At 42.9% G+C, this 23,125-nt stretch carries 22 protein-coding genes and 3 other annotated features; of the genes, 5 read left to right on the forward strand and 17 right to left on the reverse strand.

The window, feature by feature from the left end:
- Window positions 1–85 precede the first annotated feature (85 nt).
- Window positions 86–1,318, reverse strand: a complete 1,233-nt coding sequence (locus AC1DVB_RS11930) for an MFS transporter (protein ID WP_034309678.1) — start codon at window positions 1,316–1,318, stop codon at window positions 86–88.
- 380 nt (window positions 1,319–1,698) lie between these two features.
- Here AC1DVB_RS11930 and AC1DVB_RS11935 point away from each other — a divergent pair, with 380 nt between their 5' ends.
- Together AC1DVB_RS11935 and AC1DVB_RS11940 are read left to right on the forward strand one after the other, a co-directional pair.
- Window positions 1,699–2,325, forward strand: a complete 627-nt coding sequence (locus AC1DVB_RS11935) for a LysE family transporter (RefSeq protein WP_230135864.1) — start codon at window positions 1,699–1,701, stop codon at window positions 2,323–2,325.
- 198 nt (window positions 2,326–2,523) lie between these two features.
- Window positions 2,524–2,757 (forward strand): hypothetical protein, encoded by a 234-nt coding sequence (locus AC1DVB_RS11940; RefSeq protein WP_477589388.1) that lies wholly within the window; start codon window positions 2,524–2,526, stop codon window positions 2,755–2,757.
- Here the strand turns inward: AC1DVB_RS11940 and thrS are convergent.
- Complete coding sequence (gene thrS, locus AC1DVB_RS11945) at window positions 2,754–4,661, reverse strand: threonine--tRNA ligase (protein WP_477589401.1); 1,908 nt, start codon at window positions 4,659–4,661, stop codon at window positions 2,754–2,756. The two genes, AC1DVB_RS11940 and thrS, sit on opposite strands and share 4 nt — an antisense overlap.
- Window positions 4,662–4,721: 60 nt before the next feature.
- Window positions 4,722–4,943 (reverse strand) — a binding site (T-box leader).
- 31 nt (window positions 4,944–4,974) lie between these two features.
- Window positions 4,975–5,197: a binding site (T-box leader), on the reverse strand.
- A 31-nt stretch (window positions 5,198–5,228) separates the two neighbouring features.
- Window positions 5,229–5,452: a binding site (T-box leader), on the reverse strand.
- A 120-nt stretch (window positions 5,453–5,572) separates the two neighbouring features.
- Here thrS and AC1DVB_RS11950 point away from each other — a divergent pair.
- On the forward strand, window positions 5,573–5,848 hold the full coding sequence (locus AC1DVB_RS11950) for a hypothetical protein (RefSeq protein WP_057276906.1): 276 nt from the start codon (window positions 5,573–5,575) through the stop codon (window positions 5,846–5,848).
- A gap of 40 nt (window positions 5,849–5,888) precedes the next feature.
- Here the strand turns inward: AC1DVB_RS11950 and AC1DVB_RS11955 are convergent, their stop codons facing one another.
- The 12 genes from AC1DVB_RS11955 to AC1DVB_RS12010 form a co-directional block, all read right to left on the reverse strand.
- Window positions 5,889–6,524, reverse strand: coding sequence for a DUF7010 family protein (locus AC1DVB_RS11955; protein WP_328118210.1), 636 nt, complete (start codon window positions 6,522–6,524; stop codon window positions 5,889–5,891).
- Window positions 6,525–6,739: 215 nt separating this feature from the next.
- Window positions 6,740–8,233 (reverse strand): amino acid permease, encoded by a 1,494-nt coding sequence (locus AC1DVB_RS11960; protein ID WP_477589403.1) that lies wholly within the window; start codon window positions 8,231–8,233, stop codon window positions 6,740–6,742.
- Between the two features lie 121 nt (window positions 8,234–8,354).
- A complete protein-coding gene (locus tag AC1DVB_RS11965) occupies window positions 8,355–9,680 on the reverse strand; it encodes a peptidase (RefSeq protein WP_328118212.1) in 1,326 nt (441 codons plus the stop codon).
- An 11-nt stretch (window positions 9,681–9,691) separates the two neighbouring features.
- Complete coding sequence (locus AC1DVB_RS11970) at window positions 9,692–10,873, reverse strand: thiolase family protein (protein ID WP_057276908.1); 1,182 nt, start codon at window positions 10,871–10,873, stop codon at window positions 9,692–9,694.
- A gap of 19 nt (window positions 10,874–10,892) precedes the next feature.
- The gene (locus tag AC1DVB_RS11975) at window positions 10,893–11,555 is read right to left on the reverse strand and encodes a 3-oxoacid CoA-transferase subunit B (RefSeq protein WP_057276909.1); all 663 of its coding nucleotides are present in this window, start codon (window positions 11,553–11,555) and stop codon (window positions 10,893–10,895) included.
- Complete coding sequence (locus AC1DVB_RS11980) at window positions 11,540–12,238, reverse strand: CoA transferase subunit A (protein ID WP_057276910.1); 699 nt, start codon at window positions 12,236–12,238, stop codon at window positions 11,540–11,542. Before AC1DVB_RS11980 ends, AC1DVB_RS11975 begins: the two co-directional genes overlap by 16 nt.
- Window positions 12,239–12,248: 10 nt before the next feature.
- The gene (locus AC1DVB_RS11985; protein WP_057276911.1) at window positions 12,249–13,616 is read right to left on the reverse strand and encodes an aspartate aminotransferase family protein; all 1,368 of its coding nucleotides are present in this window, start codon (window positions 13,614–13,616) and stop codon (window positions 12,249–12,251) included.
- A 59-nt stretch (window positions 13,617–13,675) separates the two neighbouring features.
- Window positions 13,676–13,915 (reverse strand): ferredoxin, encoded by a 240-nt coding sequence (locus AC1DVB_RS11990; protein WP_057276912.1) that lies wholly within the window; start codon window positions 13,913–13,915, stop codon window positions 13,676–13,678.
- A gap of 12 nt (window positions 13,916–13,927) precedes the next feature.
- Window positions 13,928–14,791, reverse strand: coding sequence for a putative beta-lysine N-acetyltransferase (gene ablB, locus AC1DVB_RS11995; protein ID WP_082609284.1), 864 nt, complete (start codon window positions 14,789–14,791; stop codon window positions 13,928–13,930).
- A gap of 65 nt (window positions 14,792–14,856) precedes the next feature.
- Window positions 14,857–15,123 (reverse strand): YokU family protein, encoded by a 267-nt coding sequence (locus AC1DVB_RS12000; protein WP_057276913.1) that lies wholly within the window; start codon window positions 15,121–15,123, stop codon window positions 14,857–14,859.
- A gap of 2 nt (window positions 15,124–15,125) precedes the next feature.
- The gene (gene kamA, locus AC1DVB_RS12005) at window positions 15,126–16,562 is read right to left on the reverse strand and encodes a lysine 2,3-aminomutase (RefSeq protein WP_477589405.1); all 1,437 of its coding nucleotides are present in this window, start codon (window positions 16,560–16,562) and stop codon (window positions 15,126–15,128) included.
- Between the two features lie 453 nt (window positions 16,563–17,015).
- The gene (locus AC1DVB_RS12010; protein WP_454861655.1) at window positions 17,016–18,497 is read right to left on the reverse strand and encodes a sigma-54 interaction domain-containing protein; all 1,482 of its coding nucleotides are present in this window, start codon (window positions 18,495–18,497) and stop codon (window positions 17,016–17,018) included.
- A gap of 186 nt (window positions 18,498–18,683) precedes the next feature.
- Between AC1DVB_RS12010 and AC1DVB_RS12015 the strand changes: the two genes are divergently transcribed.
- Window positions 18,684–19,169 (forward strand): GNAT family N-acetyltransferase, encoded by a 486-nt coding sequence (locus tag AC1DVB_RS12015; RefSeq protein ID WP_477589394.1) that lies wholly within the window; start codon window positions 18,684–18,686, stop codon window positions 19,167–19,169.
- Between the two features lie 220 nt (window positions 19,170–19,389).
- Here AC1DVB_RS12015 and AC1DVB_RS12020 read toward each other — a convergent pair whose 3' ends face one another.
- The gene (locus AC1DVB_RS12020; protein ID WP_454861657.1) at window positions 19,390–20,379 is read right to left on the reverse strand and encodes a LacI family DNA-binding transcriptional regulator; all 990 of its coding nucleotides are present in this window, start codon (window positions 20,377–20,379) and stop codon (window positions 19,390–19,392) included.
- Window positions 20,380–20,517: 138 nt separating this feature from the next.
- Between AC1DVB_RS12020 and AC1DVB_RS12025 the strand changes: the two genes are divergently transcribed.
- Window positions 20,518–21,366, forward strand: coding sequence for an HAD-IIB family hydrolase (locus AC1DVB_RS12025; protein ID WP_454861658.1), 849 nt, complete (start codon window positions 20,518–20,520; stop codon window positions 21,364–21,366).
- An 81-nt stretch (window positions 21,367–21,447) separates the two neighbouring features.
- Here the strand turns inward: AC1DVB_RS12025 and AC1DVB_RS12030 are convergent, their stop codons facing one another.
- A complete protein-coding gene (locus tag AC1DVB_RS12030; RefSeq protein ID WP_477589397.1) occupies window positions 21,448–22,371 on the reverse strand; it encodes a M15 family metallopeptidase in 924 nt (307 codons plus the stop codon).
- 279 nt (window positions 22,372–22,650) lie between these two features.
- Entirely contained in the window at window positions 22,651–22,812 is a 162-nt protein-coding gene (locus AC1DVB_RS12035; RefSeq protein WP_477589399.1) for a hypothetical protein, read from the reverse strand.
- Window positions 22,813–23,125: the final 313 nt, after the last annotated feature.

Raw genomic sequence — 23,125 nt, forward strand, 5'->3', positions numbered from 1 at the left:
CTATAACCACATGCCAAAAAAATTTCCCAATTCACACAAAAAAATCCGTGGGAAATCCCGGCTTTTTGGAGATGTATTGAAGCGATTAGGCAGCAGCTTCTTTTTTGTCCGAACTAATGAATTTCATAACAATCAATACGATGCCTATACCGATGATCCCAGAAATGATATAGGTCATATTGATATGATTTTTCATGACAAGGGACATGACCGGAGGGCCTGCCGCAACGCCGATGAACCTTGATGACATGTAGAAGGAGGTTATCGTCCCCCGCTGTTCCTTTTCTATATTTTGAGTGATGATTGCGTCGAGTGTCGGCAATAAAGCACCAATTGCTATGCCCACCAAGCTTGTTATTACCAATAGAAGGACGACCCTGTTTTTAGTAAAACCGACAAATACAAGGCTGATTGAAAGGACAGCTAAACTGATCATGATGATCTTTTTCATGATTGGTAATTCCCCCTTGATTTTTTTCCCTGCAACATAAGAAGATACGCAAAGAAAAAATAGCGGGATCGCTATCACTAAACCTTTTTTGATTCCATGCAAATCATGGATTTTTTCCAGATTATCAGACAAAAAGAAAAGAACACCGAACAAAACCAACATGACAAAGACACCAATGAGGAAAACCGTATATAACCATTTTCCTTCCTTCTTGAATATTTTTTTCGTATCATGCCAGAAATCTTTGAATTTCTTCGGCTCATCCTTCTCCTTTGGTACCTTTATAAAGAAAAAGACCAAAACAATAGATATTAAACTGAAGAATGAAATCGAGAAGAATGGTAAAAACCAGATAAATGCAGCAAACAGGGAACCCAATATTGGACTAAGCACTTTCCCAAACGTATTCGAGGTTTCTATGATTCCCAAACAAGAACTCGTTTTTTCATCATCATCTTTGTATAAATCCCCCACCAGAGGCAAAATGATTGGTGAGGCACCAGACGCCCCAATCCCTTGCAATACCCTCCCAATGATAATCCATGTATAGGGATTTTCCATTTTCCATGACGCATAACCAGCTATCAAACCACCGATAAGGGCTAGGATCAAGCTTGGCAGAATGACCATTTTCCTTCCGAATCGATCTGATAAATAACCAGCAATGGGAATTAAAAAGATGGATGCAACGGAATAGCTTGTTATCACCATACTTGATTGAAATGAAGATATCCCCACCTTTTCCTCGAAAATGGGCAAAACCGGGATAAGCATTGAATTTCCAAGTGTCATAACCAATGGAATCGATGCCATACTAATCAAGCACCACACGCTTACATCTTTATTTTGCTTCTCATGACCTTCCATACTTACACTCCTCATCCATTATAAAAGCAACTTATTGCATAAAAGGTAACCATTTGTGAAACCAATTTGTTTTGCCATCATATATTAGATGTCTTAAATTATTATGTTATAGTGCAGAAACATTTATTCAGTTGCGCTTCTCCCAAAATTACCCCTATTCCCTTTAAAACAAAAAAACTATTCTGTTTAAGAATGGGTTTCCCGCTTTCGTCTTCATAAAAGAAAAATATTCTTCTCTTTTTTAAAATTGTCACAACTAGGTAAGCGCAAACCGGACTGATTCACCATGTCCACTCAAAAAGGACTAAAAAGGTGGTACAAGTCCAATTGTTTGAATACATTCAAATAAGCGAAAATGTATTAAACAATGAGGTGATGAATTGGGTGTTTTTTTCAGCTATGTATTATTAGGTTTATCACTGGCGGCTCCTATCGGTCCCATAAACGCTGCTCAATTGGACAAAGGAATCAAGAAGGGTTTTTGGCATGCCTGGATTTTTGGCTGGGGTGCCATTTTAGCGGATTTTGTTTTTATAGCCCTCGTCTTTTTCGGTGTCGTCCACTTTTTGGACAACTCCTTCATGAAGACATTTTTATGGCTTTTTGGATTTTTCGTCCTGACCTATACCGGAATCGAAAGTCTGCTAAGTGCAGGTAAAATTGAAGTGAATGCACGAAAAGCGAAAGATTCCCTTTTTTCTTCATTCCTGACAGGATTCATCATGTCCCTTTCGAATCCTTTATCCATTTTGTTTTGGCTGGGGATTTACGGATCCATTCTCGCAAACTCCGCTTCAAAATATGATATGGATCATTTACTTTTATACAGCTCAGGAATCCTTATCGGCCTCTTAATCTGGGATTTCGTAATGGCCATCATCGCCAGCACCTTCAGACGCTTTTTATCCAAACCCATTCTAATGGGCATCTCGATCATTTCGGGGATATCCCTTATAGGGATCGGCATATACTTTGCCATCCAGGCAGCAAAGGTTTTATTTACATAAGAAGTTGAGCAATTACTCGGGAATTCGAATAAATTTCTTGCTTTTATATAAAATAGGCCGCCTATTTTATTATCCTTCTTTGTCCATGTCGGACACTTATCCCTCATTGTTCATAGCCTGAAAGGGTAAACACAAAGGGAGGATTTCTAGATATAGTTTGATTACACTACTTAGGATTAACCTGCCCTGGCAGCGGGCATGGCGGCCCTGGGGGTAACTGTTTTCAGCAGTTCATTCCTGGTGTTGGCTGGGTATGGATTTGTAGATAAAAAGAAACAGCCGATTTATTCGGCTGTCTTTTTTATTCCGTTTACTCGTGAGATTCGGGCTTTTACTCGTGAATTTCGGCCTTTTACTCGTGAGTTTCTCGCTTTTACTCGTGAATTTCGGCCATTTACTCGTGAGTTCCAATTTAAGCTGCTTTCTTGTTAGATGCTGCGTTCTTTTATTTGCTGGACCATTTTCTTGATGAACGTTTCTATTGTGACATTTTCAAATTCTTGTTCCCCGTATTTCCGGACATTTACTTCATTTTCTTTCTCTTCTTTATCTCCAAGGACCAGCATATATGGGATTTTCCCCATCTGCGCTTCCCTGACTTTATACCCCAGCTTTTCATTCCGATCATCGATCTTCACTCTTATGCCTTGATTCTTCAGTGCATTTTGAACCTGTAAACAATAATCCAGATGAACTTGTGAGACTGGGATGATCTGTACTTGCACCGGGGCGAGCCATACCGGAAAAGCACCGGCAAAATGTTCTATGAGGATTCCAAAAAATCGATCGATCGATCCAAAGATGGCACGATGAATGACGACCGGACGGACTTTTTCATTATTTTCATCGATGTAAGTCAAATCAAATTTGTCGGGCATTTGAAAATCAAGTTGGATTGTTGCACATTGGTGGCTTCGTTTTAATGCATCTTTAATATGAAAATCAATTTTCGGTCCATAAAATGCCCCGTCTCCTTCATTTACTTGATATTGTATCCCGATGCTTTCCAGAACATTTTTCAGGGCTGTTTCAGAAGCTTCCCAAAGGGAATCATCGCCCATTGAATCCTCAGGACGAGTCGAGAGCTCCACGGAATACTCGAATCCGAAAGTGCGATACACCTTATCGATCAGATGAAACACTTGTTTAATTTCACTTTCGATTTGATCCTGCCGTACATAGATGTGGGCATCATCCTGACAAAATGTACGGACACGCAGCATCCCGTTCAATGCACCGCTATATTCATGACGGTGGACTTGACCGAATTCGGCCATCCGGATGGGTAAATCCCTGTAAGAATAAAGACTGTTTTTGAAAATAAGCATATGACCCGGACAGTTCATTGGCTTCATCGCGAATTTTGTTTGATCCACCTCAGTGAAGTACATATTCTCGTGATAATGATCCCAATGGCCCGATTGTTCCCATAACCGCTGGTTCATCATCAAAGGAGTCCGAACTTCGTCATAATCAGCTTCAGTCTGAAGCTCGCGCGAGAACTTCTCCAATTCATTTCTAACGATTTGTCCTTTCGGTAAATAAAATGGCATTCCAGGGGCTTCCTCCGAAAACATGAATAACTCCAACTGCTTCCCTAATTTACGGTGGTCGCGTTTGGCCGCTTCTTCCAGGAATTTAAAATGATCCTGTAAATCCTTGTTCTTTCGAAAAGCCACGCCATACACCCTTTGGAGAACTTCATTTTGATTGTCTCCTCGCCAATATACACCAGATACACGAGTCAATTTGAATGATTTTACAAATGATGTGGATGGAAGGTGCGGCCCTCTGCAAAGATCGATGAATTCCCCCTGTTGATAGAGCGTTAATTTTTCACCATTGGGTATGTTCTTTGCTATATCCAACTTGAATGACTCCCCTCTCCCCTTGAATAACTTCACAGCTTCTTCATAAGTCACTTCTATCCTTTTAATTTCCAGATTTTCACTTATGATATGTTCCATCTCTTTTTCAATGGCTTGCAGATCTTCTGAGCTCAAAGAGTGGTCTAACTTAAAATCATAGTAAAAACCGTCTTCCACGACTGGTCCCATCCCTAATTCCACATTTTCGTAAATTCTTTTCACAGCCTGTGCCAAAACATGCGCCGATGTATGTCGCAATACTTGTAATCCTTCAACCGAATCGAGAGTCAAGATCGACAGTTCGCCATCCTTATTAAGCTTATGACTTAGATCAACCAATTGCTTATCCAGTTTTCCAGCTACTGCCTTTTTCCTTAAACTTGGGCTGATTGAGCCTGCCACACTTTCCACTGTGATCCCTTGCGGATACTCCTTTTGCTGCCCATCCGGGAATTGAACTTTAATCATTTTTTCACCCATCACATAAACACCCCTTTTTAAGTAATAAAAAAACGCACTCATCCCTATGCAAGGGACGAGTGCGTTTACCCGTGGTTCCACCCAATTTCCCATAAGCAAGAAACACTCATGGCTCTGGAGCTTGTAACGCAGCTTAGACGATATCAGTTACTCTTGTTCACCGATATAGCTCAAAGGCGGTAAATCAGTTTCCTAAGCCAGGAAGTTCGCAGCTGCCCTTCCCTCTCTGCAGGCCGTAAAAATGATTCATGTCCTTATCATGGCAATATTTTTATATATAAAAAAACGCACTCATCCCTATATAAGGGACGAGTGCGTTTACCCGTGGTTCCACCCAATTTCCCATAAGCAAGAAACACTCATGGCTCTGGAGCTTGTAACGCAGCTTAGACGATATCAGTTACTTTTGTTCACCGATATAGCTCAAAGGCGGTAAATCAATTTCCTAAGCCAGGAAGTTCGCAGCTAACCCTTCCCTCTCTGAAGACCGTAAAAATGATTCATGTCCTTATCATGGCAATATTTTTATATATAAAAAAACGCACCCATCCCTAAGTAAGGGACGAGTGCGTTTATACCCGTGATTCCACCCAATTTCCCATAAGCAAGAAATACTCATGGCTCTGGAGCTTGTAACGCAGCTTAGACGATATCAGTTACTCTTGTTCACCGATATRGCTCAAAGGCGGTAAAACATTTTCCTAAGCCAGGAAGTTCGCAGCTTCTCTTCCCTCTCTGAAGACCGTAAAAATGATTCATGTCCTTATCAATGCTTCTAAAATGAAATGGATTTTTATATTGTTATATATATTACAATATATTCCCATAAGTGACAACCTCAAATTTATTAATTTCATTGCAAGCACCGAATTGGTATAATTAGTAAAAAAGGAGTCTCTATGAAACGTTTAAGCAATTGGTCAATTCTATTTGCAATGATTGGTACACTATCATTTTGCTGTTCCCTTGCCTTACCAACAGCCTCCGAACTGCTAATGATTTCGGGATTCGGTGCGTTAGTTATTGGTATGTTATGCAGTTTCGGCGCCATGTATAAAAATGAAAAAGGAAAGTCGAAATTTCTGGCTGTGGCTGTATTCTTTCTTTTAAGTTTTATACTCGTTTGGAATGAACCCTTTCAAATTGTCAGGCTCTTGACCTGGATGAAAAATTAAATGAAAAAACCCGTTCACCATGACGGGTTTTTTCATTGATTCATTCTTCATCGGTTATCGTTCGGCTTGAATTCTTTATTCCAAGCCATAGCGTAAGTCCAGTGGTCCAGAGTATTAGCGCGCATCCAAAGCCGAGCAATGATAACGGTGCAAGGATTTGGTGCTCCCCAACCATGACGGTGTCTGGCACAATCAGCCATGTAATAAGCGCCAATAAACAGAGAAGCATACCTGTTGCATAATAAACCTTGATTTGGAAAAGTGACGCCAATGGTAAAAAATGAATCCCTACAATAATGGCGATGACTCCCGGTATAAGATCCGTCTGATTGATCAAGTTACAGATGGCAATGGCAATCCCAATCAGCAAACCTTCGGCAATGAAGACCATATTAAACAAAAATCCGATACGCTTAAGACGTCTTGCCCCATCATCTGAAACTTGATTGGACATTTTTTGTGAAGCATGTATTAATGAAATGCCAACGATAACCATGATGATTCCCACGAATATGGCTGCGAGTTCCACATAGGGAAACCCCCACCCCTGCAATCCCATTACACCGGTACCCGCCCACAGTGTTCCGAAGACCGCCATGAAAATGACTCCAATTCCAGAACCGCGAAACGCCTCTTTCATCATCAGTTTCCTTTCATCCACAGTATAATCGTACATAGAATAATATTGCACCACTTCCCCAATTATTCAGCTATAAAAAAATCATTTGAGATGAGATAATTGCCGTTTCGCAGATATAACTGGATTTTCGTTGATATATTCCGTTTTTCGCAGATATATTCCGATTTTCGCAGATATAACTCGATTTCGATACAAATCTTCATAAAAAAACCTAAGTCCCCAAAGGGGAGCTCAGGTTTTTTCCATTGGTATCAAGCCACATCTGATTTATCGAATTGACAATCTTTTAATGCTATTAATTTGGTCTTGTGATAAATCTTGTATCCTAGCCAGACTCCCAGGAATATCGGTAATCCAATATAGGAGACGGCGACTCCATACCAGTCGATGCTGCCGCTTAGGAATGCTCCATAGTTCTGTCCTGCTATGACGAGTATGCACAGGGTGAATGAAAGAATCGGACCGAATGGAAACCATTTTGCTTTATATTTGAGTTCGTTCAGGTCACCACCCTGTGCAACATAGGCTCGTCTAAAGCGATAATGGCTTATGGCGATTCCAATCCAGGCGATGAAGCCAGTCAGCCCGGATGCATTCAATAGCCATGTAAATACATGGTCCCCGAAAATGGAGGTCAAGAAGGCGAATCCCCCAATTATGGATGTCATGATCAAGGCATTCATCGGGATCCCCCTGCGGTTGACTTTGGCCAGGAATTTGGGAGCTTGATGATCTTTTGCCATCGACCATAACATCCGCGTTGATGCATATAGCCCCGAGTTTCCGGCGGACAGTAAGGAAGTTAACACGACCGCATTCATGACGGATGCCGCGAATGCCAGCCCTGCCCGTTCAAAGACAAGCGTGAAAGGGCTTACAGAAATGTTTTCGACATTTCCGTTCAACAAGCTTGGACTCGTATACGGTATTAAGAGACCAAGTATCAGGATCGCACCGATGTAAAATAATAGGATGCGCCAAAATACTTGGCGGATTGCATTCGGAACATTTTTTTCGGGTTCTTCACTTTCCCCGGCAGCAATACCAACCAGTTCTGTGCCTTGAAAAGAAAATCCCGCGATTAGAAAGATTGAGATGATCGATAAAAATCCTCCCTTGAATGGTGCCTCATCCATGGTGAAGTTTTCAAATCCGATCACCTTTCCGCCAAAAATCCCCAATATGGTCAATAAACCAATAATGATGAAGCAAATGATGGCAATGACTTTTATTAGTGCAAACCAATATTCAGATTCACCATAGCTTTTAATGGATAKGGCGTTGAGGGTGAAGACGATTCCAAGAAATAAGGCACTCCAAATCAGGCTGGGTACATCAGGGAGCCAGAATTTCATGATGATGGCTGCTGCAGCTATTTCCACGGCAAGGGTGACTGCCCAGTTAAACCAGTAATTCCAGCCAAGTGCAAAACCGAATGCGGGATCAACAAAGCGTGTGGCATAGGTGGAAAAGGATCCCGACACAGGCATATATGTCGCCATTTCCCCTAAGCTCGTCATCAGGAAATAAACCATGATCCCAATGCAGGCATAGGCAGCGAGGGCACCGCCGGGCCCTGCGCTCTGGATGGTTGCCCCGCTCGCCAGGAATAATCCGGTTCCTATTGAACCGCCAATGGCAATCATGGTCATATGTCTTGCTTTCAGTTGCCTTTTAACTGTCGGTTCTTGATTATCAATGGGATTCCTTTTAACTGTCGGTTCTTCATTATCAATGAGATTCATGTCCATAAGGTTCCTACCTCATTTTCTTTTAAAGTTAAAAGTTCAAGAATAAAAGAGTTTATTAACAACCGCTTTGTGAAAGACTTAATCGTTCGCTTCACTTGCTGGGATGCCATCCAGTTCAATTGCCATTTCCCGGTATAGTCTCTCTCTTCCCGGATTGGGTGACCCCATCCTGCTCAGTCTCCATTCCACACCATTGAATTAGAGTGAGCGCAATGATTTCGGCTGTGGAGAACACGTTGTCGAGCAGGATGTATTCATTTGGATAGTGGGCAACCTCGGTTACTCCCGGTCCGAAAACGATTGCTGGCGTTTCACCGACATGTGTCAGCAATCCCCCGTCCGTTCCCCAAGGGGAGGCTTCAATGACCGGGTCCTGTCCGGCAACCTGCCGATATTGATGAACAAGTGCATTCATCAGTTCATGCTCTACATCAATTGCCCCTGGAACCCAGCGTGCCCCGAACCATTCCAATACGGGCGGGTTTTCCTTGAACCATTGGTCCGCTTCCCCGAGTTGCAGCAACCAGGTCGCCATTTCGTCTTTCGCCTGCTCCATCGTTTCCTCCGGCGCAACACCCATCCTTCCTTCGACTTTCACAAGGTCGGGAACGGATGACGGCCAATTACCGCCTTCAATGACGCCTAGATTGATTGGAATCGGAATGGGCGTGTTCTGATAAAGCGGATCACTGATACGTGCATTTCGCTTTTCTTCCAATGCACGAATATGATTGATGACGGTCATGCTTTTTTCAATCGCACTAACGCCTTCATACCTCGTTCCGCCATGGGCTGACCGTCCTTTAACTTGGATTCGGAACCACATCGAACCCTGCTGTTTCGGGAAGATCCTCATATTCGTCGGTTCAGGGATCAGGGCGGCATCGGCTTTATATCCTCTCAGGACAGCCGCTAATGTTCCGGCACCGCCGCTTTCTTCTTCAATCACACTTTGAAAAATGACATCTCCTTTTAATTGGATGCCATTTTCCTTCAAAGCCTGCATCGCCAGGATCAGCGAAACATTTCCACCCTTCATATCGGTTACGCCGCGTCCAAACATCCTTCCATTCTTAATCGCTCCGCTATATGGGTCGTCGTCCCACTGATCTCGGTCTCCGTCCGGAACCACATCGATGTGTCCGTTCAAGATGATGGAACGTCCGCCTCCAGTCCCTTTCATGATACCCACCACATTGGGGCTGTTGGAAAATTCACTGCGCGGTGAATAGAAATAAGAATGCTTTTTCAGCTCGCTGCCGTCTGGTTCCCAACTATCAATCTGCAAACCCATTTCCTTCAGCTTTTGGGCGACGATGGCCTGTGCCCCCGCTTCATTTCCTTGTGTACTCGGGGCTTGTACCATTTTTTGCAATAGGTTCGTTCCTTCTTCCCGATGATCCTTGATCCATTGGTTTATCCGTTTTTGTATATCCGGCACGTTTATCCTCCTTAATTACACATATTCTCATAGATTACTGAAAGTCCCATTCCTCCTGCCATACACAACGTTACCATTCCGTACTTAACTTGTGAACGCAACATTTCATGCATCAGTGTGACTGTCAATTTTGCACCTGTTGCTCCTACAGGGTGACCAAGTGCAATTGCCCCCCCATTGACATTGACAATATCCGGATTCAAATCTAACTCCTTGATCACTGCAAGTGCTTGGGCAGCAAAGGCTTCATTAAGTTCAATCAGTCCGATATCCCGTAAAGATAGACCTGCTTTTTCCAATGCCTTTCGAGTAGCGGGTACTGGTCCAATCCCCATAACTCCAGGTTCAACTCCTGCACTGGCGAAAGCCTTTATTTTCAAGAGCGGTTTTAATCCCTTTTCTTCTGCTTGCTGCTTGGACATTAAAAGTACAGCTGCCGCCCCATCATTCATAGGACAGGCATTTCCTGCCGTAATGGTCCCTTCATTTTTGAATACTGCTGGAAGACTGGCTAGTTGATCTAGATGAATGTCCTCGCGTACCCCTTCGTCATGGCTGAAGATTTGAAGACCTTTTCGATCCTTGATTTTAAGTGAAATGATTTCTCTATTAAAGCGACCCTCTTCTATAGCTTTCCAAGCCTTCTTGTGGCTTTGATAAGCAAATTGATCCTGTTCTTCACGACTGATACCATATTTTTCAGCCAAGCGCTCGGCAGTGATTCCCATATGATCATTTTCCAAGGAACATATTAATCCATCTGCCAGCAGAGCATCCTCCATCGTTACGTTTCCAAATTTACCGCCCCATCTATTTTTCACGATATATGGCACATTGCTCATGCTCTCCACTCCGCCGGCAATGATTACGTCTTCTTGACCAGCAGCGATAGTTAAAGCGGCGTTGGTAATGGCCTTTAAACCTGATCCACATGCTTTGATTACAACGTGCCCTGGGACACTGTGGGGGAAACATGCCATCTGCGACGAAATTCTGGCCGAGTTAAGTCCGCCTCCGTGGACATAGCCATGTCCGAAAATCACTTCATTTACCTTTTCTTTACCCAAACCGGAATTATCCATTAAACCTTCCAATACTTGACGGCCCAATTCGGTGGCTTTAACATTCCTGAGTGATTTTCCAAAGGATCCAACTGCAGTTCGCGCTCCAGCAACGATGACAACCTCATTCATGCTTTTTTCCTCCTCTTACCTATTCAATGGTGTTGACAGCAGCATGGATTTTCAACGTTGCCTCCGTATTCCTTAGCACATCATCCACTGTATATGGCGCCATGACTTCCTTTAGCACCAATCCCTCTTCAGTAACTTCCATGACMGCCATATCCGTAATGATTAAATCCACACTCTTTCTAGCCGTCAATGGCAGCGTACAAGTCTTCAAGATCTTAGATTCACCCTGCTTATTCACGTGATTCATCAGTACGATCACCTTTTTGGCTTTCTGGGCAAGCTCCATTGCCCCGCCCATACCCGGCACCCGCTTTCCTGGGACGATCCAATTCGCCAAATCCCCTTTTTCACTGACTTCCAGGGCCCCAAGGATGGTGATGTCGATGTATCCTTTCCTGATCATCCCAAATGCCGTTGCACTGTCAAAGTAAGAAGCTCCCATTACAGTGGTGATTGGGAAACCTCCCGCATTACAGAGGGCAGGATCTTCTTTTCCGGGATCAGGACTTGGACCTGTACCGAGAACCCCATTTTCCGCATGGAACAGCACATGGATATCTTGAGGAATATGGTCGGCCACCAAGGTAGGGATGCCGATGCCTAAGTTGACGATCAATCCGTCATGGATTTCCTTGGCGGCGCGTTTCGCGATGCGATTTCGAACATCTACTGCCATGCCCATTTCCAATTCACCCCTTTTGTCGGAATCACCATATCTACATAAATGCCTGGTGTGGCAATACATTCCGGATCCAATTCGCCTGCAGGAACGATTTCCTCCACTTCCGCAATCGTGAAGGCCCCTGCCATCGCTACCAGCGGATTGAAATTACATGCAGTCTTGTCGTACACTAAATTCCCAAGTGAATCGGCCTTTTTGGCATGGACGATGCTGACCTCAGCCGTCAAAGCGGTTTCCACCAAATATTCTTTTCCTTCTATCACAATCTTGTCCTTGCCTTCTTCGGCTATCGTACCAATCCCGACATCGACAAAAATCCCGCCTAAGCCTACACCGCCGGCACGAATCCGTTCGGCCAATGTCCCTTGCGGTGAAAATTCGACTTGCAGCTTTCCTTCAGTCATGAGCTTGCCGGCATTAGGATTGGATCCGATATGCGAGGCGATCACTTTCTTTGCCCTTTCAGCAGTCACAAGCCGGCCTATGCCGATGTCAGGAAATCCAGTATCATTGCCAATCAACGTCAATTCCTTGACGCCCTTGGCAAGGATACCCTGTACGAGCGTAGGAGGAGTTCCCACCCCTCCAAATCCGCCATACATGAGTGTGCATCCATCGGAAATAAGCTCCAGCGCTTCTTCCAAGGTCACAATTTTGTTTTTCTTCGTAATGACCTGCTTCATATCGTTCCTCCTAAATAGCCTGCATGTCCTCAATCAAACCTTCCGCGTACAATTCTTGCTGCAACTCTGCTAGGGAAGCTTCCAGTATCATGACGAGGCGATCGATTTCTTCATTCGTAATGATTAATGGCGGAGATAAAATAACCGCATCGCCAGCGATTCCTTCAATCGCACCTGCAGCAGGATAGATTAACAACCCCTTCGCAAAAGCCTTATTGACAAGCCTTGTAGTCAGGCCGATTTGCAAGTCGAATGGAGTTTTTGAAATCCGATCGGAGACAAACTCAAGCCCAAGGAGCAGCCCTTTCCCTCTTACATCACCAATGATGTCGAATTTCTCAGCCAATCCTTGCAGCTTCTTAAACAGATATTGACCTTTCTTTTCCGCTGCCTGAACCAGGTCATTTCCCTCAATGTAGGAAAGCACTTCCAATGAAACGGCAGCAGATAGAGGGTTTGCACTATATGTGTGTCCAGCCATGATTGATTTCGAGCCTTTTAAAATGGGCTCCATGACACGGTCAGTAACCATTGTGGCTGCCATTGGAGTATAGCCTGCGCTCATTCCTTTACCCAATGCGATGATATCCGGAGTGACTCCCCAGTGTTCCATCGCGAACATTTTTCCTGTCCGTCCGATTCCCGTCATTACCTCATCGGCAATAAAAAGAATGTCATAGTTTTCGCAGATTTCCTTAATCCTTTGATAGTAGCCATCCGGCGGTGTTACAGCACCAGCGGATGCCCCGATTATCGGTTCTGCAATGAAGGCGGCGATATTCTCGGATCCGACCCTTTGAATGGCTGTCTCCAGTTCATTTGCACACTGAAGCTTGCATCCGGAAGTTTCATTATTATAAGGACAGCGATAACAGTATGGAGCCGAAATGCTAGGGAAATCCTCCAATAGCGGCACAAAACGCTTTCTTCTTGGTACATGGCCGGACATCGATAAAGCGCCCATCGTGATCCCGTGATAACTCGTCCACCTGGAAACGATGCGGTTTTTTCGCTCAAACCCTTTTTCTTGCCAATGTTGAATCGCGATCTTCATCGCCGTTTCGGTCGCTTCCGATCCACTATTCACGAAAAATGACCAATTCAAATCCCCTGGAGCCAGCTCACTTAGCTTTTTGGCCAATGCCTCTGCGGCTTCACTCGTAAAATGAGACCTATATGCAAAAGAAACTTTGCGGGCCTGCTCCGTCATTGCCTCGACAACATCCAATACGCCATGGCCAATACTTGCCGTGACCGCTCCTGATGATCCATCTATATACTGATTTCCATCTATATCATAAAGATAAATTCCATTCCCATGAGAGATAGTGGGATAGTCATGATCTAAAGTAGGCTTAATCAAATAATTGCGTGTCATGTCATCTCTCCTTTTTACGTTCTTACCCACTGTGCAATATCTATTAATCAATTAAGTTCTTAAAAGGAACCGACCCTAAAAGGCTCATCCTGAATCAGGATGGATTCTGTAGGGCAGCCTTCCATGGCATCTTGCATGTCATCATGCAGGATTTCAGGAACTTCGGCAATCCCCTGATTATCGTCCAGGATGACGAAAGCGATCCCTTGATCGTCATAGTCATAAATCTCAGGACCTGTTGAACCGCACGCCCCGCACGCAATGCACGTTTCTTTATCAACCCATGTGTATTTAGCCATAGAAAAATCCTCCTACTTGAGGGATAAATCTTTACCCCAAATATTCATGTCCTCATACTTATCCCAAATATTGCAATTCTTCGTTAATCTGCCGCCATATTCATAACCCAGCTGATGAAAGACGGCGTTCATGCCCATTGACAATGAACGGGCCAATGAATATGAGCAATAAATGTTTTTCTTGAATAATTCTTGTTCCAATGCGGAGATGAGCACCTTCATGAAACCATGCTTTCGATGCTGGGGAATTGTTGCACAGTCCGTTATTTCAGCATTATGATACATTTCATTCACTTCAGCGGATGCAGCACTCACGATGGTTCCTTCATATTCGATAACACTAAAGATCGTCCCTTCCTCCATCACTTTCTTGATATACCGTTCATCATTCATCGGTGTAGGGTAGGTTTCAAAAATGGCACCATATAGCTTCGCCAGCTCTTGTGCATCTTTCTCCGCAGCAGACCGGAGGATATAACCGTCAGGTATTTGCAGGGATTCAATCGGTCTAGAAACCTTGGTTACATCATGGATGACCATATCTTCCTTGACCCAAAAGTCGCTAGTCCGCCTTTCATCCGTTAAATAGAAGGCCATGCAATAGGCATCATTCCCTTTGAAATACTTGCTCAATATTCCTTCCAGCATGAATCCCTGACTCAATGCAGCGGATAAATCTTCATTCCTGGCTTTAAGTATCACTTTAGTAAAGCCCTGCTCCTTTGCGATGGCAAGGGCCCGATCGATCGCTTTGTTGATATTTCCCCGATAATCATCCAGGCGTAAGCGCTGATTGGCATGATCATGATAGAGTTCCATCGTATAACAATCCCCAGTCTCCATTTGGGTGAAAAAAGGCAGCTTTTGAACAGGCATTATGTACCCCCCTTATTTAAAGAATTCGGGAGAAGAGATGCATATCATCCGCTTCTCCCGGCATTCTATTTCCAATTAAATAATTTTTTGACAGGTGCCTGAAGAAGCTGATCATACGTAAACTCATCAGGATATTCACTCACATCATAGATGGATAAGGCTTCATCCACCTTTTGATTCATCGAATCAGACACATAGATTCCACATTCAGGACAGTTCAAGGCTGGAACTTGAAGGACTTTTATTGAGCGTTTCCCGTCAGGCATGATCCAGTAACAATCCTTCTTTTCACTTTCTTCTACGTTTGGGGTATTGCACCACAAGCAGTCCATCTTCATTCCTCCTTGCCATCAGATTTCACCGAGCCACTGGCGGCCATGGCGTTCTTTTTTTCTTGGGCTAACCTTAATTTTTCCTTCATTTCATCCCGTTTATCACGGCGATCCTTCAAAGAAGCATGTTCATCAGTGCTTTCATAAGCTTTTCTCTTGTCAAGACGACGAAGGCCCTCCGGCACCAAGTTGAATTTCTCGTCCGTCATGAGAGCGGAAATCCCGACGGCTTCTTTCCTATCCGCAGTACCATACACATCATCAAAGTAAGCATCCGCACTGCCGGCAACATAATTCTTCGGCTCCGGATAGCTTGTGATTACTCCTTCAAAGTTCCGTAAAACGACTTTATCCGGACTTTGCGAAAGAAGGTAATTCGGAGTCAAGGCAATCTTTCCGCCACCGCCAGGAGCATCCACCACAAAGGTCGGCACCGCATATCCTGATGTATGGCCGCGGAGCGCTTCAATGATTTCCAGTCCTTTTGAAACCGGCGCACGGAAATGGCCAATCCCTTCAGATAGATCACATTGATAAATGTAATAAGGTCTTACCCTTGCTTTTACACAGTCATGCATAAGCTTTTTCATGATATGGACACTATCGTTGATTCCAGCCAGGATGACTGCCTGATTACCAAGCGGCACGCCTGCCATCGACAGCATATCACATGCTTTTTTCGCTTCATCCGTCAGTTCAAGTGAATGATTGAAATGCGTATTCAACCAAATCGGATGATATTTTTTCAGAATATTACATAAATTTTCTGTAATCCTCTGCGGGAAAACAACCGGTGCACGAGTTCCGATCCGAATGATTTCCACATGCGGGATGGCACGTAAGTTACTCAATACGTATTCAAGGATCTTATCATTGATCAGCAGGCCGTCTCCACCAGAGATCAGCACGTCCCTCACTTCCGGAGTGTTCCGGATATATTCAATCGCCCCGTCAAGCTGCTTCTTGGGAACACCCATGCCAACCTGACCTGAAAAGCGGCGTCGCGTACAATATCTGCAGTACATGGAGCATTGGTTCGTTACAAGGAATAGAACGCGATCCGGATAACGATGTGTCAATCCTGGAACAGGGGAATCCTCATCCTCATGCAGCGGATCCTCCAAATCATATCTAGTTTTGTTCATTTCTGCCGAAAGCGGTACCGACTGTAAACGAATCGGACAGCGAGGATCATCGGGATTCATCAATGAAGCATAATAAGGCGTAATGTTCAACGGAATCGTTTGAGTCGAAATCCGGACTCCTTCCTCTTCATCCGGTGTCAAGTTGACGACCTTTTTCAGATCATCCAGTGTTTTAATCGTATTGGTCAATTGCCAGATCCAATCATTCCACTGCTCTTCCGTTACATCCTTCCATAATTCGATATCATTATAATGCCTGCGTCCACCTAGGTATTCTTTATGTTTTACATCCATTCCCATCAAATTCATTTAATATGCCCCCTTATTGTAAGAACTTATATATATACTCTCGCAAGAATGATGCCAACATGAATAACAAGGAAAACATAAGCAAAAGGGGGCAAACCGAGCTTAAAATCGCAAGATATTTTTCATTATGCATAATTTTTTGCAGCCAGATTCTTTGCGCCAAGCAATAAAAAAGAAGGCTCTCTTTACACAAGAGCCCTCCAGTTTGTAGACAAAAGGAGTTCTATCCAAATTTTTAAACATAGTTGATTGGAGAGCGAGTGTGCGAGAATCCTGCGGGAATAGCGAGTCCAAGGGATACCGTTCCAATCAACGTCCAAATTTGTAAAAGCAAAAAAATGTAGACGAACTCGATTTTCATCGAGCTTGTCTACATTCTGAAGTCTCTTTAGATTACATCATGATATGACAGTGACAGCGTTTCCAAAAAAACTGAATTCACTTGGATTCCTTCGACCCTGCCGTATAAACTTTTTCAATGCCGTACTTGTTTAACTTATATTGCAGTCCCTGCCTTTTAATATTGAGGGCTTCTGCCGTTTTGCTGATATTCCCGTTATATTTCTCGAACATATTGATGATCATTTCCCTTTCCATTTCTTCAAGAACGACAGGTAAATCAATCCTGTTTTTCAATGGGGAAGGCTGGCTCTGCGCATTTGCTGCAGCATAATTTCCTGAAGGGAAAAGATAAGCAGGAAGATGATGTTCATCAATCATATCTTCCCCAGCGTCCATTACGTTAAAGGTTAACTCGATGGCATGTCCCAGTTCACGAATGTTCCCGGGCCATGGATATTGAAGAAGCCGCTGCATCGCCTTTTGACTGATTCCGCGCACTTCCGTAAAAAATGATTTGTTGAATTTTTGAATGAAGTGACTGACGATTTCCGGAATATCCGTTTTACGCTCGGAAAGAGAAGGCATCTGGACCGTTACGACATTGAGGCGAAAAAACAAATCCGAACGAATGATTCCCCGCTCCAACGCCTCTTCCGGAGAAATGTTCATCGCAGCTATGATTTTCACATTAATCTTTTGCTCCTTCGAACCTCCAACACGGCGCACTTCACCTTCCTGAAGCACCCGCAGCAATTTTGCCTGCAGACCGAGGTCGAGACTATTCAGCTCATCAAGGAAAAGAGTACCGCCATTTGCCTGCTCAAAAATGCCCATGCGATCCATCGCTCCGGTAAAAGCCCCTTTCGTCGTGCCGAACAGCAGTCCCTCCATCAATTCCTTTGGAACGGCCGCACAGTTTTGCGCGATGAAAGGCTGATTTCGCTGAGCACTTACATTATGTATACTTTGCGCGACCAGTTCCTTCCCTGTCCCTGTTGGTCCATAAATCATGACTGGGGAATGTGTACGGGCCGCTTTTTTCGCCAAGGAAATCGCTTGCTTAAAAGCAGGACTATTGCCAATCAAATCACTAAAATGATAGGTCGCCGTCCCTTCAGAAAACTTATTTTTCCTATGCGTCTCGGCCAGCTGGGAACGCAAATCGACAATTTGGTCATACATATTCATGACCTTCGTAATATCCTTTGCGATTTCCACTGCCCCAATAATTTCACCATCCTCATACAAAGGATACGTACTATTGATCGACGTTATTTTTTTCTCCTTTAAATTGACATATGTTTGAATGGACTCAATCGTTTCATTGCCTTTTTCCAAGGCCACATGCAGCGTACTGGATTCATCTGTCAATGAAGGATAAAGCTGAAAAATATTCTCCCCCAGCACCTGCTCCCGATCCAGCCCGTCGATATGCGCCATCATTTCATTGTAAAAGACCGTATCCCCATCTTTATTCACAATATGGACACCCACATTGATCACATTCAATATCCATTCAAATTGAGTGGAAAACTGATTTACTGAAGATTTCATTTCTTCATCTCCGTTCTCTGCCATTTGATAGAATCACCTGTAAATTATAGCATTTAATGGGAAACATTCATCTCTTTAATCTTATTAAAACCAAACTTCAGCACAAAGGCAATAGAATAATAAGGTCAAATAAAGGAATCTCGCATTAAGCCAAGAAGATTATAAGAGAAAATATAATATTTAGGGGTGAGTCGGATTTCGGAAACTAGATTGGAAATTAAACCGTGGGAAGATAAAGACCTTCCATTACTATTTCAACTAAATGCCCCAGAAATGATGGAACATCTTGGCGGACCAGAAAGTATTGAACAAATCCTGAAGCGTCATCAGCGGTATCTACAGATTGGTGATAAGGGATGCATGTTTAGCATCATCCCGTTTCCAGAGGCAAAGGCAGCCGGTTCCGTTGGCTACTGGCAAAAAGTGCGGAACGATGAATTTGTGTACGAAATCGGTTGGAGCGTCCTCCCTTCCTTTCAAGGAAAAGGAATCGCATCACATGCCGTGAAGGCACTGATAGAGAAAATCAAAGCCGAACGAAATTACAAATACATTCACGCATTCCCTTCGATCACTAATCCTGCATCTAACGCAATTTGCCGCAAGCTCGGCTTCAATCTCATCTCCGAATGTGAATTCGAATACCCGCCAGGAACCTTTATGCAATGCAATGATTGGTGCCTGGAACTTGATTGAATTCCATAGATGAATAGCGAATTTGTGTATAGGAAGGATCATTCCGTGGTAAGTCGAATTATGTTAGGTTTAGGGGAATTATTTCCCGGGAAAGTCGAATTATTCTGGGGGTTGGTCAGATTATTCCCGGGGTAGGGCCGATTACATCCCTTAGAATTTCTTTAGTATTTGTCTGAAAGGATAATGTACTGAATAAGGAGCTTTTATATCTTTATGAAGGTTAGGTTGATTCTCTGATTTTAAGTTCTGTAGGCAATTTAATAATGTCGCGCTTTAATTTCAAATCTTCATTTAAATATTTTATCAATTCTATTACAGTGCGTTGTCCCAGTTCCATAATCGGTATATCGATTGTGGTTATGGTGGGGGTTGTGACTTGGCAAATAGATTGATTATCATAACCAACTATGGCTAGGCATTCCGGTATTTTGTAGCCCAACACAGTTGCCTTTTTAATAATTCCTGCTGCTACCTGGTCATTTCCAGTAAATAAGGCAGTAGGTTTTTCTTTTAATTTTACTATTTCATCACAAATACGGAATCCATCTTCAATATTAAATCCATGTCCAAATATCCAATCGTCATTATGCATTAAATTATTATCCGCTAACGCTTTTATAAATCCTTCTTTTCTTTGACCCTGAGCCTGACTATAAGAAGTATCGTAACAAAAACCTATTTTCCTATGGCCTTTTTCTATTAAATGATTAACCGCTTTGTATGTCGCTTCGAATTCGTCATATCCAATAATCGGTATAGAAGCGGAATGATGGTATTCATTACACAGTAAAATCGGGCCGTATTTCAAATAAGGCTTGATTACATTCCATTCATTTTCTAACGCTCCTAAAATAACCCCATCTACTTCTCTATTCTTTAATTTCCCCATAACATCCAATTCATTTTTCGCATCATAAAAGGTTTGAAAAATGAGAACTTTATAATCATTTTCCAAGGCTGCTAGAGATACTCCTTTAACCAATTGGGCAAAGAATGGATGATCGAAACTTGGGACTGATATTGCAATGGTTTGGGTTTTATTTGCCCTAAAATTCCGGGCTAGTGAACTTGGTGCATAATCAAGCTCTTCCATGACCTTTAAGATTTGTTCCCTCTTTTCTTTCGATACATATGGATGATTATTTAAGACTCTGGATACCGTTGTTTTAGAGACATTACATATCTTGGCTATCTCGCTAATTCTCGTCATTTAATCCCATCCTTGCAATATGTGGTTGACATGTTATCGATTTCAGAAGTTATGATTAAACCGTTCCTAATATATTAACAAAATTTATCTGAGTTGTATTTTTAAAAAGTTATATTTTAAGCGAATGGAGGGATTGTTATGTTTTTGAATAAAAAGGGCGGGTTTCAGTTATTGCCAAAGGTTGAAGACCCAAAATACATTGTATTCTGTGATTTCGATGAGACCTATTATCCTCATTCCATGAGTCACGAGAGACAGGAAGATTTATATGAGCTTGAAAATTACTTAGAAGCAAAAAGCATGGATGAAGAACTTGTCTTTGGCTGGGTCACCGGGAGTAGTATCGAATCAATATTACATAAAATGGAACAAGGTGGATTCAGGTTTTTCCCGCATTTTATTGCCAGCGACTTAGGTACCGAAATCACCTATTTCTCGGAAAATAACTTTTTGGAAAGTGATCCAGATTGGCATTCGCAGATTAATATCGAAGAATTTAATAAGGGGAAAGTCGATGAAATTTATAATGTTCTACTTAACGGCAATATACCATTGATTCCTCAGACTCAAATGGGAAGTTCACGCTACAAAAGAAATTATTATTATCAAATACAACAGGAATCCGTCGACAAGAAGAATTTAGCTACCATCCAGAGGGTGGCCAAAGAGTATGGGATAGGGGTAAATATCAATCGTTGCAATCCCCTTGCCGGCGATCCTGAAGATAGTTATGATATAGACTTCATTCCATTAGGCACTGGAAAAAATGAGATTGTCCGTTTTATGCTAGACAAATTCGGGCTGAGTCGGGAGCATGCCTTTGCTTTCGGGGATAGCGGCAATGATCTGCTCATGTTAAAAAGTGTTAAACATGGTTACCTTGTTGGGAATGCAACTCAAGAAGCAAAGGAAGCTCATACTAAAATAGCGACAGGTACGTACTCCAAAGGAATATTAAGAACTTTGCAATCCATCATTACTATTTGAGTGGAAGTATAAGTAATGAGGAAAAGGTAGTTGATGCGCTCTTGCATAGTTTTATTTTCTGCTAACGGTATGGATTTTCCATCAAGCAAACAATTCATTCCATGTTACTTTGCCTGCAAGCTTATCAGCGGAAATCTTGCTTGCTTTCTGGTATTTGAATAATGCCGCCTCGGTTTTTTCCCCGAATTCTCCGTCAAGAGGACCGGGGTTAAACCCTTCCATATATAACGCTGCTTGCAGGATCCATGTGATTTTGCAGCTAGCTCCTTTTTTTATTGTGACGGTAGCATTCTTCGTTTTAGGCCCCCATTTTCCATCGACAACAAGCTTTTTATTGAATTGCTTATTCAATTCCGTTTGTAAACCTATTATAAGGGCCCTTCGAGTTTTGGGACCATAAAACCCATCACACTCAATATTCGCCTCATATCGGCCATTTAACGTTTTTTGAATCGAAATGATATGATTATCTCCTTTGCCGGTTTTCTGCATTTCCCTTTTTTCTAATTTGAAGGTAAGGCGGGGTTCTTTTCCTGCTTGTAACTGTGTATAAGATAACCCGCCTGTCATCTCCAAGTGGGGGTAATCCTTGAATGAACTCCAATCCCCGCCCCATTTAAATCCTAAACCCTTACCTATGGCAGCCACTCGCTGCCATTTTGAATTAACTGTCCATATTGCTCTCCTGCCATCATCACTTACAATGAAGAAGTCAATAGCCAGTCCATAATTATGATAGGATTGCCCAGGCTTAGCGTTCGTCACAATCGGTTTAGCTAGATTACTATAGTTTTTTCCTTTGTAGCTGTAAACTCGTCCTTGACCAAAAAGGTTGGCTTGTTCTTCCAAAGAGCGGTAACCTGCACTTATCTGTACAGTGATTCCTTCATTATAAGCACGTTCCACCATTTCCAATGCTGCTGCCTTCACAACAGGATTCATCCCTTTGCCCATCTTTTTCACTGATCGCTCCAATAATGTCCGTAATGCTACTTTCACTGTCATCCCTCCTTTTAAGTTCCCATCAAAGTTTATATAAGACTTTTTAACGGAAAAGTAGCAGGGTTGGAAAAGTTTGTCTTCATTTATTAGAGAATAGAAGAGAAAAGTTATTTATCCGCTCCTTTTTCCGCCGACTGTCTGCCAAGCCTCCTCGACGGTAAACGGCTGCGGGGTCTAGCTAACAAGTTTTTCGGCAGAAAAATCAGCCATAAAAACACCCTGTAAATGTTAGTTTGGTGTCTAACATTTACGGGGCAGATCAGAGTAGTCTACAGTTTTTTCTTAATAAACGTTCCAGCTGATTTCAGAAATCCGCTCCCTTTCCGCCGACTGTCTGCCAAGCCTCCTCGACGCAAGCGTCTGTGGGGTCTCGGCTAGCCAGTTTTTCGGCAGGAGTGTCGCATATTTCTTCCATCCTTTAAGGGTTAATGTAAAAAACCTCAAGGATCACCTCGTCTTAAACTTGGTTCAGGTGTGTCCAGCCTACTGTTTTTCTTAAATYTSATTTCAGTCGATTCCAGAAATCCGCTCCCTTTCGCCGACTGTCTGCCAAGCCTCCTCGATGCAAGAAGTCTGTGGGTCTCGGCTAGCCAGTTTTTCGGCAGAAAAATTAGCCATAAAAACACTCTGTAAATGTTAGTTTGGTGTCTAACATTTACGGGGCAGATCAGAGTAGTCTACAGTTTTTTCTTAATAAACGTTCCAGCTGATTTCAGAAATCCGCTCCCTTTCCGCCGACTGTCTGCCAAGCCTCCTC

This window comes from Peribacillus sp. P4_D6 (assembly GCF_056401795.1).